This window comes from Ruegeria sp. CG3 (assembly GCF_056537205.1).
Genome location: NZ_JBQFRC010000002.1, coordinates 393,066 through 409,872, shown reverse-complemented (window position 1 = coordinate 409,872; position 16,807 = coordinate 393,066). Strand labels below are relative to the sequence as shown.

15 protein-coding genes and 1 tRNA gene are annotated in these 16,807 nt (G+C 60.2%); 5 read left to right on the top strand and 11 right to left on the bottom strand.

Going from position 1 to position 16,807, the window contains the following annotated elements; genetic code table 11:
- Positions 1-117: 117 nt before the first annotated feature.
- Positions 118-816 (top strand): fumarylacetoacetate hydrolase family protein, encoded by a 699-nt coding sequence (locus ACR0NB_RS12610; RefSeq protein ID WP_480775856.1) that lies wholly within the window; start codon positions 118-120, stop codon positions 814-816.
- A 25-nt stretch (positions 817-841) separates the two neighbouring features.
- On the opposite strand, the gene ACR0NB_RS12605 is transcribed toward ACR0NB_RS12610, so the two are convergent.
- The gene (locus tag ACR0NB_RS12605) at positions 842-2,086 is read right to left on the bottom strand and encodes a winged helix-turn-helix domain-containing protein (RefSeq protein ID WP_480775855.1); all 1,245 of its coding nucleotides are present in this window, start codon (positions 2,084-2,086) and stop codon (positions 842-844) included.
- On the bottom strand, positions 2,061-3,086 hold the full coding sequence (locus ACR0NB_RS12600; protein ID WP_170342776.1) for a LacI family DNA-binding transcriptional regulator: 1,026 nt from the start codon (positions 3,084-3,086) through the stop codon (positions 2,061-2,063). The genes ACR0NB_RS12605 and ACR0NB_RS12600 overlap by 26 nt, the downstream gene beginning before the upstream one ends.
- 114 nt (positions 3,087-3,200) lie before the next feature.
- On the opposite strand from ACR0NB_RS12600, the gene ACR0NB_RS12595 reads away from it, so the two are divergent.
- Positions 3,201-3,277 (top strand) — tRNA-Arg (locus ACR0NB_RS12595).
- Positions 3,278-3,863: 586 nt separating this feature from the next.
- Here ACR0NB_RS12595 and ACR0NB_RS12590 read toward each other — a convergent pair.
- Entirely contained in the window at positions 3,864-5,249 is a 1,386-nt protein-coding gene (locus tag ACR0NB_RS12590; protein WP_480775854.1) for a peptidase M16 family protein, read from the bottom strand.
- Position 5,250: 1 nt separating this feature from the next.
- Positions 5,251-6,540 carry a M16 family metallopeptidase gene (locus ACR0NB_RS12585; protein ID WP_480775917.1) on the bottom strand — a complete coding sequence of 430 codons (1,290 nt, stop codon included), beginning with the start codon at positions 6,538-6,540 and terminating at the stop codon, positions 5,251-5,253.
- Between the two features lie 317 nt (positions 6,541-6,857).
- On the opposite strand from ACR0NB_RS12585, the gene ACR0NB_RS12580 reads away from it, so the two are divergent.
- Both ACR0NB_RS12580 and ACR0NB_RS12575 read left to right on the top strand, forming a co-directional pair.
- Positions 6,858-8,183, top strand: a complete 1,326-nt coding sequence (locus tag ACR0NB_RS12580; protein ID WP_480775853.1) for a sensor histidine kinase — start codon at positions 6,858-6,860, stop codon at positions 8,181-8,183.
- Positions 8,180-8,836, top strand: a complete 657-nt coding sequence (locus ACR0NB_RS12575) for a response regulator (RefSeq protein WP_170529549.1) — start codon at positions 8,180-8,182, stop codon at positions 8,834-8,836. The genes ACR0NB_RS12580 and ACR0NB_RS12575 overlap by 4 nt, the downstream gene beginning before the upstream one ends.
- Positions 8,837-8,897: 61 nt before the next feature.
- Here the strand turns inward: ACR0NB_RS12575 and ACR0NB_RS12570 are convergent, their stop codons facing one another.
- The 3 genes from ACR0NB_RS12570 to ACR0NB_RS12560 all read right to left on the bottom strand — a co-directional run bounded on the left by ACR0NB_RS12570 (position 8,898) and on the right by ACR0NB_RS12560 (position 11,217).
- The gene (locus tag ACR0NB_RS12570) at positions 8,898-9,626 is read right to left on the bottom strand and encodes a hypothetical protein (RefSeq protein ID WP_174820348.1); all 729 of its coding nucleotides are present in this window, start codon (positions 9,624-9,626) and stop codon (positions 8,898-8,900) included.
- A 201-nt stretch (positions 9,627-9,827) separates the two neighbouring features.
- Positions 9,828-10,736, bottom strand: coding sequence for a c-type cytochrome (locus ACR0NB_RS12565; RefSeq protein ID WP_480775852.1), 909 nt, complete (start codon positions 10,734-10,736; stop codon positions 9,828-9,830).
- Positions 10,737-10,749: 13 nt separating this feature from the next.
- Positions 10,750-11,217: a c-type cytochrome gene (locus ACR0NB_RS12560; RefSeq protein WP_170364019.1), complete on the bottom strand. Its 468-nt coding sequence runs from the start codon at positions 11,215-11,217 to the stop codon at positions 10,750-10,752.
- A gap of 86 nt (positions 11,218-11,303) precedes the next feature.
- Between ACR0NB_RS12560 and ACR0NB_RS12555 the strand changes: the two genes are divergently transcribed.
- Positions 11,304-12,149, top strand: coding sequence for a LysR family transcriptional regulator (locus tag ACR0NB_RS12555; protein WP_480775851.1), 846 nt, complete (start codon positions 11,304-11,306; stop codon positions 12,147-12,149).
- A 2-nt stretch (positions 12,150-12,151) separates the two neighbouring features.
- Here ACR0NB_RS12555 and urtE read toward each other — a convergent pair whose 3' ends face one another.
- Genes urtE through urtB form a run of 4 tightly spaced genes read right to left on the bottom strand, consistent with a single transcriptional unit; the run spans position 12,152 to position 16,805 of the window.
- Complete coding sequence (gene urtE / locus ACR0NB_RS12550; RefSeq protein ID WP_170340825.1) at positions 12,152-12,859, bottom strand: urea ABC transporter ATP-binding subunit UrtE; 708 nt, start codon at positions 12,857-12,859, stop codon at positions 12,152-12,154.
- Positions 12,849-13,589: an urea ABC transporter ATP-binding protein UrtD gene (urtD, locus tag ACR0NB_RS12545; protein WP_170340827.1), complete on the bottom strand. Its 741-nt coding sequence runs from the start codon at positions 13,587-13,589 to the stop codon at positions 12,849-12,851. The genes urtE and urtD overlap by 11 nt, the downstream gene beginning before the upstream one ends.
- A complete protein-coding gene (urtC, locus tag ACR0NB_RS12540; protein WP_480775916.1) occupies positions 13,586-14,839 on the bottom strand; it encodes an urea ABC transporter permease subunit UrtC in 1,254 nt (417 codons plus the stop codon). The genes urtD and urtC overlap by 4 nt, the downstream gene beginning before the upstream one ends.
- Positions 14,840-14,849: 10 nt before the next feature.
- Complete coding sequence (gene urtB / locus ACR0NB_RS12535; RefSeq protein ID WP_480775850.1) at positions 14,850-16,805, bottom strand: urea ABC transporter permease subunit UrtB; 1,956 nt, start codon at positions 16,803-16,805, stop codon at positions 14,850-14,852.
- Between the last annotated feature and the right edge of the window lie 2 nt (positions 16,806-16,807).

Sequence of the window (16,807 nt, the reverse complement as noted above, 5' to 3'; positions counted from 1 at the left end):
CTTGGCAACTTCGCGCCGAAACGTCCAGACGGGCCGGCAATAATCGGCGTGTTTGCTGGGTTGAACGGCGGTGTGTCTCGTTTAGTCTGCGCGGCAATGTGAAGGAAAGGATGCAACATGGCCAAATCTCTGTTTTCCCTGCCGGACGTGGTGCAGATACCAGTGGTTGGAGAGGCCAACACCTATCCGGTGGGGCGTATCTTTTGCGTCGGACGGAACTATGCCGCCCATGCGGCCGAGATGGGAAATGAGGTCGACCGTGAAGCGCCGTTCTATTTCACCAAGTCTCCGCAGAACGCCATTCTTACCGGGCAGACCGTGCCTTACCCGCCGGGCACCGAGAATTATCACCACGAAATGGAACTGGCTCTGGCCATCGGTCGCCCGGTGTTTCAGGCGACGTCGCAGCAGGCTTGGGATGCCGTGTTCGGATATTGCTGCGCTCTGGACATGACCCGGCGCGACCTGCAGATCCGCGAGCGCAACAAGCAGCGCCCCTGGGATCTGGGCAAGGATGTGGAAAACGGCGCGGTGTTCGCGCCGCTGACCCGCGCCTCCGATTGGGCGCCGACCGATGACATCCGCATCCATCTGAGCGTGAACGGTGAGGTCCGGCAGGACGCCACCCTGTCCGAGCTGATCTGGAAGATCGACGAGATCGTCATGCACCTGTCCCGGTTCTATCACCTGCGGCCCGGCGACCTTATCCTGACCGGAACGCCCGCCGGTGTCGGCCCGGTCGTCGCCGGAGACGAGCTGACCGGCGGTATCGACGGGCTGGACCTCATCCGCCTGACCCTCGGACCGGCGGAATAGACCCTAAAAAGAGATTTTTAGCTGCTCAAACAGGCGCGCGCAGCCAATCTGCGGCAAAGGAGACCTGATCCAGCCCGGCAAAACGGCGTACCCGGTCCAGCTCGGCCTCGAGCCGCCGCGTGCGGGCGTCCGACCACCGGACCCCACGCTCGGGCCAAAGGGCGCGGACCCGCAAGGTGCTTTCGTCGCGATGGGCCTTCATGTCGATCCGCCCGATCAGGCGGTCTTTCTCGAGAAGCGGAAAGACGTAGTAACCATAGATCCGCTTGGCTTCGGGCACGAAGACCTCGATCCGATAGTGGAAGCCGAACAGGCGTTGGGCGCGGTTGCGGTCGCGCAGCATCGGGTCGAACGGGCTGAGCACACGGATCCGCCGCGGCGCGGGGGCAGGGTCGGCAACCCGGTCCGTCAGATCGGGTCGCGCAAACACGCGGCGCATTCGACCATCAGCGCATTCCACTTCGATTTCCTGCAAATCCCCCCGTGTCAGAGCCTGTTTGCACCACGCTTTCGCCTCGGCAGCGGTGACCGTGTCCCAAAACGCGGCCAGTTCGCCCGAGGTGGCAAAGCCCAACCGGTCGAGCGCCGCATGGCACAGCCAGTCCACCGTCGCTTGATGATCGCACTCCATGACGCCGGGGCATAGATGGGTATCGATCACGCGCTCGGTCAGGTCGTATTGCTTTTGAAACCCTCGGCGCCCTACCACCGTCAGCGCGCCCGAGCGCCACAGGTATTCCAGTGCCGTTTTCGAGGGATGCCAATCCCACCACCCGCCCGAGCCCTTTTTCTCATCCTGCCCCAGATCGGCCGAGCACACCGGGCCGTGGTCGCGGATGTGCCGCAGCACGGTTTCGAACTGCTGTTCGAACCCGTCGCGCCGCCAGTTGCGCCAGCGGGCCCGCAGCATCTCGGCGTCGCGCTGGAAGCGCAGGTGCCAATGCGGGTAGAACCCCATCGGGATCACGGCGGCGTCGTGGGTCCAGTGTTCGAACAGGCTGCGGTCGCGCTCGTACAGGCGCTTGAGGTCGTTCGGCCGATAGGATGGGCGGCGCGAGAACAGGATCATGTCATGGGCGCGCGCCACGGTGTTGATGCTGTCGAGCTGCACGAAACCCAGCCGGTGGATCAGATGCAGCAGATCGGGCCCTTTGGCCGGACCTGCGGGCTGTTCCGCCAGCGCGTGACGGTCCATGAACAACGCACGGGCGGTTCGATTGTCGAGTTGTTGCAGCTTGCCCCGTTCAGCGCCGCTTGAGCGTGTCGCCATAGCTGATCTTGGGGGTCAAGGTTATGCGTGTTTCGATCTCGGTATTCGGGTCGGCCAGTTGGGCGGCGATGATTTCCGCCGCCTTGCGACCGATTTCAAGCCGGCAGGCGTCCATGGTGGCCAGCTTGCGCGGCAGACCCTGCAGCAGTTCGACGTTGTTGAATCCCGCAAGGCCGATCTGTCCGGGCACGTCGATACCCTGCTCAAGCAGGTACAGCAGCCCGCCCGCGCCGATCATGTCGTTGGAATAATACAGGAAATCCAACTCTGGGGAGCGTTCTAGCATGGCTTTGGTCATCTCGCGCCCCTTGGCCAGGGCCGAACCGCCGGAATAGAACTCTCGGTCCTCGATCTCGATCCCGTGCTTGCCTAAAACTTCGGTGAAGCCCTCGAACCGTTTGCGCGCGCGGTGGTCCAGCGGCATCTTGGTGCCCATGAAGCCGATATGCTGATACCCGGCCTTCAGGATTGCTTGCGCCATCTCGCGCCCGGCCCGGCGGTGCGAAATGCCCACCATCGCGTCCACAGGCTTGCCGTCCGTATCCATTATCTCGACCACCGGAATGCCCGCCGAATCCAGCATGGCCCGCGCGGCCTCGGTGTGTTCCAGCCCGGCGATGATAACGCCCGACGGACGCCACGAGAGCATCTCGTACAGGACCTTTTCCTCTTTTTCCGGCAGATAGTCGGTGACGCCGACCACGGGCTGCAGCTCGGTATCCTCAAGCACCTGGTTGATGCCGGTCAGCACCTCGGGGAAGACCATGTTCGACAGCGACGGGATGATCACAGCCACCAGGTTCACCCGGCTCGAAGCCAGTGCCCCAGCGATCTTGTTGGGCACGTATCCCAGCTCTTTCGCGGCGGCCAGAACCCGGGTGCGGGTCGCGTCCGACACATCGCCCCGATTGCGCAGGACCCGGCTGACCGTCATTTCCGACACACCGGACGCTTCTGAGACATCACGGAGAGTAAGCGGGCGTTTCGTTTCTGTTGTCACCGGGGATACCTGCATTGTTGTTTCCCCGATGCTAGCGCGAACAGGGCAATCTGTTCAACTGTTGTGCAAAGGTCATGACAAGCCGAAAAAACCCGGCTACAGAAGGCGCCGCGCGGCCCCGTGGCTCAACTGGATAGAGCAGCCCCCTCCTAAGGGGCAGGTTGCAGGTTCGAATCCTGCCGGGGTCGCCAGCAACTCAGCGCGAGTCGGGTTTCGGGTTCGGTTTCACCGCTCAACCGCGATGGCGCGCTTACTTCGTACAAGCAGTCCTGGCGATCCTGTTTGCCGTGCATACACTTCTTTTGGTGCAGTCGCCCTGAGAGTTTCTGCCTCTCTCAAATCTGCATTCTGGTGCGGTTTTGGACCAGCCTCGGCTCGTCGTGCATTTGGTATTCCCAGTGCATTGCGCTCCACCGCAGGTTTTCGGCTGCCATTTTCGGTAGGAATCGTATGAGCGCCACCCCTCTGGGCATGCTCCGCCCGCGAACGCGCAAGCGGTCTTTCCCTTGATCGTGACTGTTTTTCCTCCCGCGCTATTGCACTCTGCTGCCGTTGGGGCCGCACTTCCGGGAAGTGGCGATACCAACACCAAACACAGGCCAACCAAAGATAGTATCTCAAGAACACGCATTGCGTTCTCCTTGCTGCGCGACGGGCAAGTCCAAGCTTACGTGACCGGCAGACAATCCCAAAGGGTCAATCCCGCGGTACCTTCGAGACGATGTATCGCGGGGATCATCTGGTCTTTGAAGCACCGCAGCAATGGCCCGCGGACAGTCAGTATTCCGCGTTTGACAGCTTGTTAATGCAATCCCTGATCGGTGCGCCTTTGGGCAGGGCACAGTACCCGTCCGACCGCATGTCGGCCGACGGGGAAACACCTCCTCCGATCAAGATCACGAGGAACTCTTCAATCGGGGGCAACAGCGTATCGGCGTTCTCAATCGTCTCTTCGGTCGAGACTGTCCGGAATGCCTCAAACAGTGGAAGGGTGATTTCGCCTTCTACGCCGTCGGGATGTTCGTCCAGAAACTGGCGCGCGCCCCAGTCAGGGTCTGTGAAGAATCTGTGATAGTAGGTGCGGTCCAACCGATCTTTCTGGATTTCCAGACTTTCCGGGACAACGCCCCCGTCGCGGACGCCCTGATAGATTTCCATGATCTTGCCGTGGACCTCGGGCCATGCGCTGGCTTCGACGGTCGCGCTCAGCGCGATCACGGCCTTGTTCTTGCCCACGACCACAAAGTCCGAACGTGGATCGTAAGATGCACGCATGGACTGGCGGATGACCCGAAACATCTCCGAGCCCTGATTGGCGCCGATGTAGTCAACAAGAAGGTTCGAGCCAAGCTGGTCCTGTGCGTTCGAAAACGCCTTTGCATTGGCAAGCAGGATCAACATTTCGGATGCGTCGGGATCGGCGAGATGCACGATACCTTTGGGCAGGGCAAAGGGCGCCCCGTTCGCGCCCGTCCACCCTTCGGCCCATTTGCTCAGGGCGCGCCCCAGCCGGAACCGCGCGCCCGGCAGCGAATTGATCAATCGGACGGTGCGGCGCGTTACCTCTTCTTCCTCTGATCTGAGGATGACCTGAGCAGGTCGTCCGAACTGAAAGTCGGTTTCAAGGGTTTCTTCGTCCGTGGCGGCAGGGTCGAATTCCAGATAATTGGTAATCTCGTTCAACACATCCGACGGCTGTCTGGTTCTGGTCGAGATAACTGGGCGAGACGTCTCAAGCTCTCGTGCGTACCAGTTTGGTGTGTATCGGGGTTCGAGCAATACGTTCTCGAGGTGCACCAGGACTTCCGGGAAGACGTCGCTTGGCGCCGAGACGGTGAGCGTCAGGTTCTTGCCGCTTCTGCCGATTTTCTGTTCGACACCTTTCAGCTTCAGGAACGAACTGACTTCGTAGGATGAGCGGGTCGAGGTCCCACCTGTCACCACGCTCGCAATGGCGGCGGACATGGCGGCAGTGCGGTCCAGCGTCGGGTGGTCAATCGTCCAAACCAGGGTCAGCGCGGACGTGCCGTTCTCAAGCGGAGAGAGCTCGACCAGTTTCGTTTCGCCTGCAGTCGCAATCAGTTCCGCCTGTGCCCGCTCACCTGGCAGCAAGGTAAGCGCCGCAAAGAGAACTGTGAGAAGCCGGCCCTTGAAAACGCGCATGTCAGTCGGCTTTCTCTGCAAGAACGAAAGATGTCGCCGAGGGCCGCAAGACTTTTTCCGCAAAATCGATAACTTCTTGATCTGTGGTGTTGCTCAGTGTTTCGGCAAAGACCGACGGGCTGATGGGCGGGAATCCGTCGGCGGCGACGTTCTGCAGAAACCACAGAAAGGCCGAAGGACGGCGGGCCATGTTCTGAGACCAGACCACCTCCTTTTGACGGAGCTCATGAATTTCGTATTTGCTGATCGGCTCGTCCAGCAAGCCAGCCAAGGTCTCGGTCAGCAGATCCTTGGCTTCATCCACGCTGAAGCCGGGCATGAGTTGCAGGTCGATCACCAGTTCAACATCGGCATTCTTCGCAAAATACCAGTTGACGCCATGGTTGAGTATCCGCGTGTCCTCGTGGCGCAGGACCTTGGCGATCCGTTCGTTCAGGATCCCGCTTGCGATGAAGAACGCGCCTTGCATGTCGATGCTCGTGGAGCGGTCTTCGAATTCCACGAATTTTGCGAACAGCACGGTGTCGCGTTGTAACCGATCCGACTGCAGGCGCACGACGGACTGTTTCCCGGGACCCGGCTTATGATCCAACCACGGTTTTTTCGGAGCGTCAGATGGTTCGGTGTCGCCAAACACCCGCGCCACCAGTTCTTCGGCCCGGGCTGGGTCAATGTTGCCGGAGACGATCAACGTCACGTTGGACGGCACATAGTGTTCCTTGTGAAACTGATAGGCCTTCTCGAGGCTCAGCTTGGGCAGATCCTCGACGGTGTTGTCTGCCCGGCCGCGCAAGGTGCCGTAGAGGTTTTGAAGTGCCATTCGGCTGAGCCAGCGAAACGGATATTGCCGTTCACGCAGCAAGGTCTCCCGCTGAACGATAGCGACTTCGCTCTCCGCAAATTGCCTGGATACGGATGGCGTGTCCAGAACGGCGCGGGAAAGCCGCAACAACATCTCCGCCTCGGATGGCAGCCCGGAATTCGTGTACACGGTCGCGACATTGTGCGTGGTGGCGTAGATGTCGCGCTCGCGCGGTTTTCTGAGAATGGTGGCGTCGGCCGAGAACGCGGCGAGATGCTCGGTCAGATGGGCTGTGCCGGACGGGTCCGGGTCGTCATACGACCCCGAAAGAACAATCAACTGAACATCCACGCGGTCGAAGGTGTCCACTGGAACCACATATGCCGCGTGCAGCCCGCCCTTCTGGGCAAGCGGAATGATGCTCTGTGCCTGAGCGGATCCGGAAAATACCAAAAAGACGATCGACAAGAAAAATACGGCGGCGCGCATCAAAATCCTTTGAACTATTAGATTTTCGCAGAAACGCCGGTCAACCGACGCTCAACCAAAGGGGTAACGGTTGTGTCAATGCTTGCGAGGCGCGGGGTGTTTTTCAAGTCGTAAAAGGCATTGCAAATCGGGGTGTGTTTCTGAGGCTGCGGGCGGCGCTTGCTGGGGCAAACATCTGGATCACGTCAGACCAAGGTCTGTGGTGCGATTTTTGAATGTGGGTCATAGTCGGGGCCAAGATGAGGACGAAAGTTGCTGAACCGACGATTGGGAATTGGTCGTTGTCGCGAGTTTTTCTTGCGGCAAGCATCCTTGTGATGGGATCTGCAACCGCGATCGTCGGTGTATGGGTTTCAAATCGAATCCAGAACGCGGTTGTGCAGAACTCGGCCAATTCGGCGGCGCTGTATATGGAAAGCATCGTCTCACCTCTCAGCCAGGAACTGGCTTTGGGTGACCGCCTGTCCGAACAGGCGAGGCGGGCGCTGGACGAGATATTCATGACCCAGCCGATGCGCGATCGTATCGTATCATACAAGTTCTGGAAGCAGGGCGGTGTGGTCGTACACGCCTCGGACACAAGCATCATCGGTAACCGTTTCGAGCCGACGGGCGACCTTCAGCGCGCCTGGATCGGCGAAATCTCGGGCTCGTTCGAGGAACTGGATCACGATGAAAGCGCTGCCGAAGCGGCCTTGGGGATACCGCTGCTCGAGGTCTACAGCCCCATTCGTGAACTGTGGTCCGGTGAAATCATTGCCGTGGCCGAGTTCTATGAAAGGGCCGATCAATTGGAGATGGATCTGGCAAAAGCCAGGCGCACAAGCTGGTTGGTGGTCGGTTCCGCCTTTCTGGCAAGCACGGTTGTCCTTTTTTGCATCGTTGCGATCGGGGACAACACCATCCGGCGGCAGGCGCGGCTATTGAAGAAACGGCTGGCAGAAAGCGAAAGGATGGCTGCGCAGAATGCGATGCTGCGGTCGCGGGTGGTCGAGGCCTCGGGCCGGTATACCGCGCAGACGGACCGGTTTCTGAAGAAACTCGGCGCCGAACTTCATGACGGCCCGGCGCAGTACCTTTCACTTGCCGCCCTTCGGTTGGAGGCCGCGTTTTCGGACAGATCCCCAAAACCCAAGGAAGCCGAAGAAATCCAGCAGTCGCTGCAGAAGTCCTTGACCGAAATTCGCGCGCTGTCCCGCGGACTGTCCGCACCCGATATCGACAACCTGACCTTGGTGGATGTCGTAAAAAGAGCGGTCGAGGACCATGCGGAGCACAGCCCGTTGCGGCCTGAAATCTCGTTTCATGGCAGTGAGATGCCGGATTTGTCGGTGTCTGACAAACTGTGCGTTTTCCGCTTTCTTCAGGAAACACTCTCGAATACCGCGCGATATGCCCCGCAGTCCCGCTGCAGCGTCACCTGCCATGTTCGCGACGATTGCATTGTCATTCAGGTCAAGGACGATGGACCCGGCTTTGATCCTTTGGACGGCACTGTTCTGCGCGATGATGGCGGCCAGGGGCTGCTGGGGCTGCGCGATCGGGTCGAGAGCATCGGCGGCAGGTTTCAGGTCTCGTCCAGTCCCGGCCAGGGCACCACCGTCGAAATGACCCTGTTTCCCAACAAAACGAGCTCACCATGACCAAGACACTTGTCATAGCAGATGATCATCCGATTTTCCGGGATGGGCTGCGGCGGACCTTGGATGAGGCAGAAGGGTTCGAAGTTCTCGCGGCCGGATCCAGCGCCGACGAAGCGGTTGCGCTTGTCGCTCAGCACCAGCCCGACATCGCAATTCTCGATCTCTCGATGCCCGGAGGTGGGATCAACGCGACACGCCGGATCGCCGCAATGGAAAAACCGCCCTGCATCGCGATTCTGACGGTTTCGGAGAACAGCAGCGATGTTGCCGATGCACTCGAGGCCGGAGCGATTGGGTATATTGTCAAAGGCGTAACCGCGAGCGAACTGACCGCCTCCCTGCATAGCATCGCCGCGGGGGAGGGGTTCGTTTCGCCGGGGCTGGCTTCGCGGGTACTGCTTCAGATCAACAACGACGCAAGCCCTGCGAACAGCAGCGATGTCCTGGATGATCTCACGCATCGCGAAGAGGAGATACTCAGGCGCGTGGCCAAGGGTTTGAGCAATCGCGAGATCGCCGTGGAACTGGATCTTCAGGAAAAGACCGTGAAACACTATATGACGGCGATCCTGTCCAAGCTGCACGCGCGGAACCGGGTCGAGGCCGCGCTTATCGCGCACGACGCGTGGGGCAAGAAAAACAAGCCCGCATAGCCTGTGAACGCCGAAACGGCCTCTCCGACCGAGTGACCGTCCGGGAAATTCGCGCTGTTCGTCAGTTCGCGACCGATTGCAGCCTCCGGATGTCTGCGGCCGTGGCTGTTCTTTCCACAACGGTCCGGTTGAAGGGGTCTTTCAGCTCGTAGCGCCCGAACTCGATCTCTTCTTTCCAGCCGTTGGCGTAGTTGACTTCGATGTTGTTGCCTTGACGTTCGATCTTTGTGGGGCGGCTTCCGGCCGTACCACCTTGCCCGGATGCGCTTACATTCTTGATCGAAATGCCGTTCGCCAGGGAACGAAGCCTTGAGATATCGGCACCTGTGGCTGGCCGTTCCTCAACGGTCCGATTCTGAGCATTCTTTCTCTCGTATCTGCCGTTTTCGATTTCTTCCTTTGTTCCGTCCGCATAGCGAACTTCGATCCCGTTCGCAGTTGTCTCGACCTTGGTTATGCCGGCCGACCCGGTCGCGGCGCTTCCGGATTGCGACGATCCCTTTTTGCTGCCGCTGCGACTTGATCGATCGTCGTCATCGTCGTCGTCATCATCCCGATCATCATCGTCGTCGTCATCCCGGTCGTCGTCATCATCGTCCCGATCGTCATCGTCATCATCGTCGTCCCGACCGCTGCCACTCTTGCCTTTGCCGCTTTTCGCAAACGCGTAAGCGGGCTCAAGCTGTAAGCCGCCCTCGGTGCTGAACTTGGGAGTGTATGGCGCCGCCGAAATCAACGTCGCCAGTGCCACAGTGCTGAGAAGTTGTCCCAGTTTCCGGTTCGCAATCATTTCAGCCTCCTTTGCTGTTCGACAAATGTCTGGTTGTCGAAGGGAGGCTAAAGCGGGTTGGATCCGTCCACATCGGGCTTAGGTCTGACGAATTTCCAACCAAACGTCCGAAGGGGGAAGCGAAAAGGCACAAGGTGCCAAGATCACGTCGAATGGCGAACCGCCAAGGCTCGTAGGTTGCCGGGGGATGTGGGCGTCGGCTCAGTCTGTTGTGGCGTCGTTGGCCAGTACCGGAACAACCTTGAGATATGCGGCAATCGCCAACCGGTCCTCATCGGACAGACGGGAAGTGTTCTCGATGACCTCGGCCATCTCTCCGCCGGCGCTGTCATAGTCCGGAGTGAAACCGGACTTCAGATATTCGGCGATGTCGGCTTCGGACCAATCCAGGTGGTTGGTGGTCAGGCCGGGAATGCGCCCTTTTCCGCTGGGATTTGGCGCACCCGTCAGCCATTGATCCCGGCTCAAGCCGCCAAGGCCATCTCTGGGCGTGTGGCACTCGGCGCAATGGCCCAAGGCTTCGACCAGGTAGCGTCCGCGCTGCTGCTGCACATCAAGATCACCGTCCACCACCCACCCTGGTTCAAGGTAGAGAAGCTTCCAGCCGCCCAAGCTTCGCCGGATGTTGAAGGGGAAACCGACCTCGTGCGCTCTGCTTTCCTGCGAGGCGGCCGGCAAGGTGCCGAGGAATGCGCGCAGCGACACGACATCCTCCGGCGTCATGTTCGTATAGGTCGTGTAAGGGAAGGCCGGGTAATAGTGTTGCCCGTCCGGCCCGGTTCCGTAGATCAGGGCATCCGCCAGTTCCAGCGCCGACCATGACCCAATCCCGGCTTCTGGGTCGCTGGATATGTTCGGAGCTATGAACGTACCGAAATCTGTCTCGAACCGGCGTCCGCCCGCCAGCACCAGCTTTTCCTCACCCTCGGAGTTCGGCGCTGAATGGCACGAGGCGCATCCGGCCGCAAAGAACACGGTCTCGCCCCTGACAAGATCAGGGGCAATACCGTCCAACTCGGCCGGATCGACGTGTTGCGGTCGGGTCAGAACCAGACCGGTCAGCCCGGCCACGACCGCGACGCCCGCGGCAATCGACAGAAGCCGCCGCACCGTCAGGGCCTTGTCAGTTCTTTGGGGCTCTGTATGCCTTGTGACATGCCGAACAGGCTCCACCCAATGGTCCCATCGCTGCTTTCAGCGCTTCGACATCTTGCCCGGCGGCGGCCTGCATCGCAACCGCGGCTTCAGCCATTGCCTTGCCCTTGGCGCTGACATCCGGGAAGTTCTCCCAGATCGCCGGAAGCGCACGAGAAGATGGGTCGGAGACATTGTCGGACCCGGCTGGCCACATGGCCGACTGATCGATCTGCGTCACGGCAACCAGGTTGTTTGCCGCGCGCGTCGCGGCCTCGGCGTTGTATTCCACCTCGCCCTTGGCCATGCCGCCAAGCGTGCCCAGATTAAACGCATACAGCTGCATGACGGCCTTCCGCGCCTTGACGGCCGGGTTTTCGCTTTCCTGGGCTACGGCCGTGCCAATTACGGCCACAGAAATCAAACTCGCCGCAAGGATTGAGAATTTCTTGATCATGGTATCTCTCCCACATGAATGTGCCGAATGGTAACTTGATCGAAATTTCTTGTAATTGTTTATTTCTCTGCGTTTCTTGTTAACTTATGAACAATCAAAACTGGGATGACATCCGATACGCACTCGCCGTAAGCCGGCACGGCTCCTTGAATGCAGCGGCCACAGCGCTGGGCGTGACCCATGCAACGGTGCTGCGCAGGGTGGCCGCGTTTGAACGACGCCATGGGTGCGTGATCTTTCAAAAGAACCCGACGGGCTACAGCACGCTGCCCGAGGCCCAGGCCATTCTTTCTGCCATGGAAAATGTCGAGGATGCGGTGCTTTCGGTTGAACGGGCAATCGTGGGCGCGGACCGTTCGCCGACCGGGCGGGTGCGGATTGCCTCGACCGACAGCCTTTGCCAGCTTGTTTTGCCCGGGATACTGAACCGCATTTCTGCGCTTTATCCGGGTTTGGAACTGAGTCTGCTGAGCGGGAACAATCACCATGACCTGTCGCGGCTGACCGCTGACATTGCCGTGCGTCCATCAATACGCCTGGGCGAAGACTTGGTGGGCGAGCGGGCTGGCGCGTTGGCCTTCGGGGTCTACGACGATGGGTCCGCCAACCGAAAATGGATGCGTTTGGACGGGGCGCTGAGCGGTTCGGTCCCGGCCAGATGGATGGCCGAACATGTGCGGGATGAAGACACGACCATCGGCGCGGACAGTTTTCTTGTGCTCCAGCAGATGGCTGCGACAGGTGTCGGCAAGGCATTTTTGCCGACGTTCATCGGTGATGCGGACCCGCGGTTGCGGCGGGCGCCGGACATCGATCCGAAAATCGAGGTTCCTCTGTGGGTTGCCACGCTTGAAGAGATTGCGCGCACACCGCGGTTTGCCGTCGTGCAGCGGGCCTTGGTGGAACACCTGCCCGAAGCACTGGGCCGGTAAGATCAAACCGAAACGGCCGCCCTGAGCTGCTGCTGACCAAGTTCGGATTTTGATCCTTTCAGGAATGGCGACCCGCGTTCCAGCACCAGAAAACTGTCGCCCAGAGAATACGCGAAATCAAAATACTGCTCGACCAGGACAATCGCCATCTCACCTTGATCGCGCAACAGGCGGATGACTTCGCCGATCTGCTTGATGATGTTGGGCTGGATGCCCTCGGTTGGTTCATCCAGCAAAAGCAGCCTGGGTTTCGTGATCAAGGCCCGCGCAATTGCGAGCTGCTGCTGCTGACCGCCTGACAGATCACCACCGCGCCGCGACAGGAACTCTTTGAGAATCGGGAACAGTTCGAAGATGTAATCAGGTATCCTGTGTTCGCTGCGGGGCAGGCAGGCAAAACCGGTTTCCAGGTTCTCGCGGACCGTCAGAAACGGAAAGATTTCTCGTCCTTGCGGAACATAGGCCACACCTTTTCGAGCCAGCTCATAGGATGTGGCCTTGCCGATCTGCTCGCCGCCAAGCCGGTATTCACCGCCGCTGCGGGGGTGCGTTCCGGAGATGGCTTTCAACAGGCTGGTCTTGCCGACGCCGTTGGTGCCCATCACGCAGGTGACCTGACCCTGACGTGCGGTGATGTCGATCCCGCTCAGGATCTGGCTGCCGCCGTAGTGCAGGGACAGGTCCGAGATTTCCAGAAGCTCAGCGGCCAAGATACACCTCAATCACTTTGTCATTATTGGTGACGTGGTCCAGCGACCCTTCGGCCAGAACTGACCCTTCGTGCAGCACCGTGACCTTGCAGTTCAGGCGGCGGACGAACTCCATGTCATGTTCAACCACCACCACGGCGCGGGTTTTGGCGGCCGCGACAAGAATGTCGGTTGTGTGCTCACGCTCGGCGGGGGTCATTCCGGCGGCCGGCTCATCAACCAGCAGCAACTGCGGATCCTGCGCCAGCAGCATGCCGATCTCAAGCCACTGCTTCTGCCCGTGGCTCAACTCACCCGCCTTGCGGTTCAAGGCATTCTGCAGTCCGATTTCCTCGGCCAGGTCAGCGACCTTCTGATGATCCGACTGTCCGGCCCGAAACCGCAGGACCGCCAGCGGGCCGCGTTTGTTCCTGAGGGCCAGCATCAGGTTCTCGCGAACGCTCTGGTCCTCGAAGACGGTGGGGCGCTGGAACTTTCGGCCGATGCCGGCCTGGGCAATCTGGCTTTCGCTCATCGACAGGAGCGACACGGATTTGTCGCCCCACAGAACATGGCCGTCATCCGGTTTGGTCTTGCCGGTAATGATGTCCATGAACGTCGTCTTGCCCGCCCCGTTCGGGCCGATGACCGCGCGCATTTCGGCTGGTCCAATCTGAAATGTCAGGTTGTTGATGGCTTTGAATCCGTCGAAGGTTACGGACACGCCGGAGACTTCAAGCAACGTACTCATTCGTCGGCCTCCTTTTCGCGCAACGACCCAAGGTCCGGGCCCAGATCGGCGCCGTGGCGGTCCGGGGCGCGCCGCTCGGCAAACTTGTCGATCAGGCCGCCGATGCCCCGAGGCGCAAACAGCGTGACCGCGACAAATGACAGCCCAAGCAGGATGGTCCACCAGTCGACCCATTGGATCGTGTAGAACCCCAGCGAGATGTCGGGGGCCTGACCACCCGTGAACCAGGTGGACAGCAGAGAAACGAATGCCGCGCCGATCACTGCTCCGTACAGACGGCCCCGTCCGCCGATCGCCACCCAGACAGCCAGGTAGATTGATGCAATGGGCGCGATCTCGGCTGGATTGATGATGCCGGCTTGGGGGTAATACAGGGCACCTGCGATGCCGCAGATCACGGCGGTGAAGGTGAAGATGAACAGCTTGTAGGCTTCGACCGAATACCCAAGGAACCGAACCCGGCTTTCGTCGTCCCGGATGGCGCGAATGACCGATCCGAACTTGCCGGACACCATCCAGGCGCAGACCAGATAGCCCAACCCCAGCGCCATGGCCGACGCCCAGAAGAACAGGATCGAAACCGTCGATTGCGGCACCGAATCCAGACCCGGCAGATTCTGCAGACCGGACAGGCCGTTGTTCCCGCGCAGTCCGCTGTCGTTCTGAAACAGGTACAGAGACAGCGCCAGCGTCATCGCCTGTGTCAGGATCGACAGGTAGACCCCGGTCACGCGGCTGCGGAAGGCCAGCCACCCGAACACAAGGGCCAGCAAGCCGGGCACCAGTACGACCGCAGCCAGTTGCAAGGGCAGCGAATGCGCAACAGCCCAGATCGGTGGGAACTCGGATGCGCCGACGACTCCGAAGATCTGGGTGGCGATGCCGTCGGAGACTTCCTGGGCCGTTGGTGGCAGGGCCGAGGACGCGAGGCTTTCGATCACGATGATCTCGGTCCGCGCATACATCAGCCACATGCCGATGGCGTATCCGCCGATACCGAAGAAGGCCATATGCCCCAGGGACAGGATGCCCGTGTAGCCCCACACCAGGTCCATCGCCAGGGCCGCAAGGCACAGGCAGAGGGTCTTGCCCAATGTCTTAACGAAGCTGGTGGATATCAGGCCGATCCCGAACCCTTCGCCCAGCACTGTTATGGTCGCCGTGAACAGGGCCAGAATGATCAAGAAGATCGCGACCGAGGGATAGCGCAGCACAAATGGCTTTCGCATCGGGCTGGCTGTGGATGTCATGTCAACCATATCACGCTTCCGCCGCCCGACCCTTGAGCGCGATGATGCCGCGCGGCCGGAATTGAATGAACAGGATAATGAACAGGATCATGTAGGTCTGCGCCGCCAGGGTATTGGACGGGTTGAACCATTCGATCCCCTTCTGCAGCGTGCCGACCATCGTGGCCCCCAGCAGCGTCCCCCAGATGTTGCCCACACCGCCCACGACCACTGTCATGAAGCTTTGCACGATATAGTCGGATCCCATCTCGGACGTGACCTTGGCGTAAAGTCCGATTGCCACGCCGGCAATGCCCGCGATGCCCGAGCCAAAGCCGAAGGTCAGCATGTTGATCCGGTCGGGATTGATACCCATCGAGGACGCCATGCGCGGGTTCTGCGTCACGGCGCGCACCTCAAGCCCCAGCCGGGTCCGGTTCATGACGATGAGGAAAAGCGCGAGGAACAGCAGCGCCATAACAAAGATCGCGATGCGGATGTAACTGATGGAGACGATATCGTTCAGCACCATCGAACCGTCCAGCCAGGCCGGGGCGGTCAGGGGACGCGCCTGGGTTCCAAAGATGTTCTTGGCCAGTTGCTGCAGCGCGATGGAAACCCCGAAGGTCGCAAGCAGCGTCTCCAGCGGACGGTGATACAGCCAGCGAATGACCAGACGTTCCAGCAGAACACCGGCGCCGAAGGTCACCAGGAATGCGCAGGGAATGGCGACAATGATCGACAGGGTCAGGTCCGGAATGAACAGTTGAACCACATATCCGGTATAGGCGCCCATCATGATGAACTCACCATGCGCCATGTTGATGACGCCCATGACGCCGAAAGTGATGGCAAGGCCGATGGCGGCAAGGAAATAGATCGAGGCGAGCGACAGCGCATCCAGAACCAGATCCGCCGTCTGGTTGAGAGCGACTTGCGTCTCGATATTGTCCAGCACGGCCTGCGCCGCCAGCGCCACCGGCAACGGCGCCGAGGTGTAGACTCGGTAGAACTTGTACTGTTGCACAGCCTCTGCGATGTCGTCCTGCGTCACTAGCGGAGCGGCGAGCCCCTGATCGGCCAGCAGCTGGTATGCCGCTTGTCGTGCCGCATCTTCGTCCAGACTTGCCACCTGTACGCCTGCGACCCTGTCACCGTCGATATTCGAAATCAGGGTCTCTTTAATGGTGCCGTCGTCTACCAGGGCCGGTGCCAACCCGTTTTCGACCAACAGGTCATAGGCCTGTTTCTGTGTCAGTTCGTCCGACCCGGCCTCGATGGTCACAGCGCCATCCGGAACCGTGTCGGACACCTTGATTTCAGATGCAACAAGGGGATTGAGCGTTGCGCGCACGTCAACGCCCAGATCGCCGGCGAAGCTGTCGATTGCAGCCAGCCTTGCGACCGCGTCATCATCAAACCGGATCGTCAACAGACGCTCGAGCCGGTTCTTGCGGGCCCGCAGATCCGCGTCCTGCTCTCCGGCAATGGCGCCGCGCAGGGCGGATAGGTGCGAGGGTTCCGCGTCCCGCTCGATCGCCGTCAGCGCTGCGCTTCGGTTCAGCGGGTCGGGGTCGTTCAATTGAAACTGCACCAGCGCCGAAGCGATCAACCCGCGAATGCCCGAGTTCGGCTTGAGTTGTTTGTAGTCCTTCTTGTCGACGACACCGATCTCGGCCCCGTCTGAGATGTCGAAAACCCGCAAACCGCCATCGGCTTTGGACGCAAATACGAAAAGGCCCGTATCCCGGTTGAACCACATGTCCTTGGCCTGCCACCGGTCCAGGACGGTTTGTGCCTCGGGCAATCCACTCTGCGCCAGAGCGTCAATTGCCGGGCCAATCGTCTTGCGAGAGGATTTTTGAATGACCTCCGCATGGGCCCGCAAAAGCTTCTGGACCGGCGCGTCGGAGGATTGGGCTTGCAAAAGACCAGGGGCCACGAACAGCAGCAGGGCAAACAAAGCCCGGCAAATCGAAAGCGTCATTT

Coding starts and splice junctions, on each gene's coding strand:
- ACR0NB_RS12585 (WP_480775917.1), bottom strand. CDS start 6,540: ATGCGCGCCGCCGTATTTTTCTTGTCGATCGTCTTTTTGGTATTTTCC.
- urtD (WP_170340827.1), bottom strand. CDS start 13,589: ATGAGTACGTTGCTTGAAGTCTCCGGCGTGTCCGTAACCTTCGACGGA.
- ACR0NB_RS12580 (WP_480775853.1), top strand. CDS start 6,858: ATGGGATCTGCAACCGCGATCGTCGGTGTATGGGTTTCAAATCGAATC.
- ACR0NB_RS12560 (WP_170364019.1), bottom strand. CDS start 11,217: ATGATCAAGAAATTCTCAATCCTTGCGGCGAGTTTGATTTCTGTGGCC.
- urtB (WP_480775850.1), bottom strand. CDS start 16,805: ATGACGCTTTCGATTTGCCGGGCTTTGTTTGCCCTGCTGCTGTTCGTG.
- ACR0NB_RS12570 (WP_174820348.1), bottom strand. CDS start 9,626: ATGATTGCGAACCGGAAACTGGGACAACTTCTCAGCACTGTGGCACTG.
- ACR0NB_RS12605 (WP_480775855.1), bottom strand. CDS start 2,086: ATGGCGACACGCTCAAGCGGCGCTGAACGGGGCAAGCTGCAACAACTC.
- ACR0NB_RS12610 (WP_480775856.1), top strand. CDS start 118: ATGGCCAAATCTCTGTTTTCCCTGCCGGACGTGGTGCAGATACCAGTG.
- ACR0NB_RS12555 (WP_480775851.1), top strand. CDS start 11,304: ATGAACAATCAAAACTGGGATGACATCCGATACGCACTCGCCGTAAGC.
- urtC (WP_480775916.1), bottom strand. CDS start 14,839: ATGACATCCACAGCCAGCCCGATGCGAAAGCCATTTGTGCTGCGCTAT.
- ACR0NB_RS12575 (WP_170529549.1), top strand. CDS start 8,180: ATGACCAAGACACTTGTCATAGCAGATGATCATCCGATTTTCCGGGAT.
- ACR0NB_RS12590 (WP_480775854.1), bottom strand. CDS start 5,249: ATGCGCGTTTTCAAGGGCCGGCTTCTCACAGTTCTCTTTGCGGCGCTT.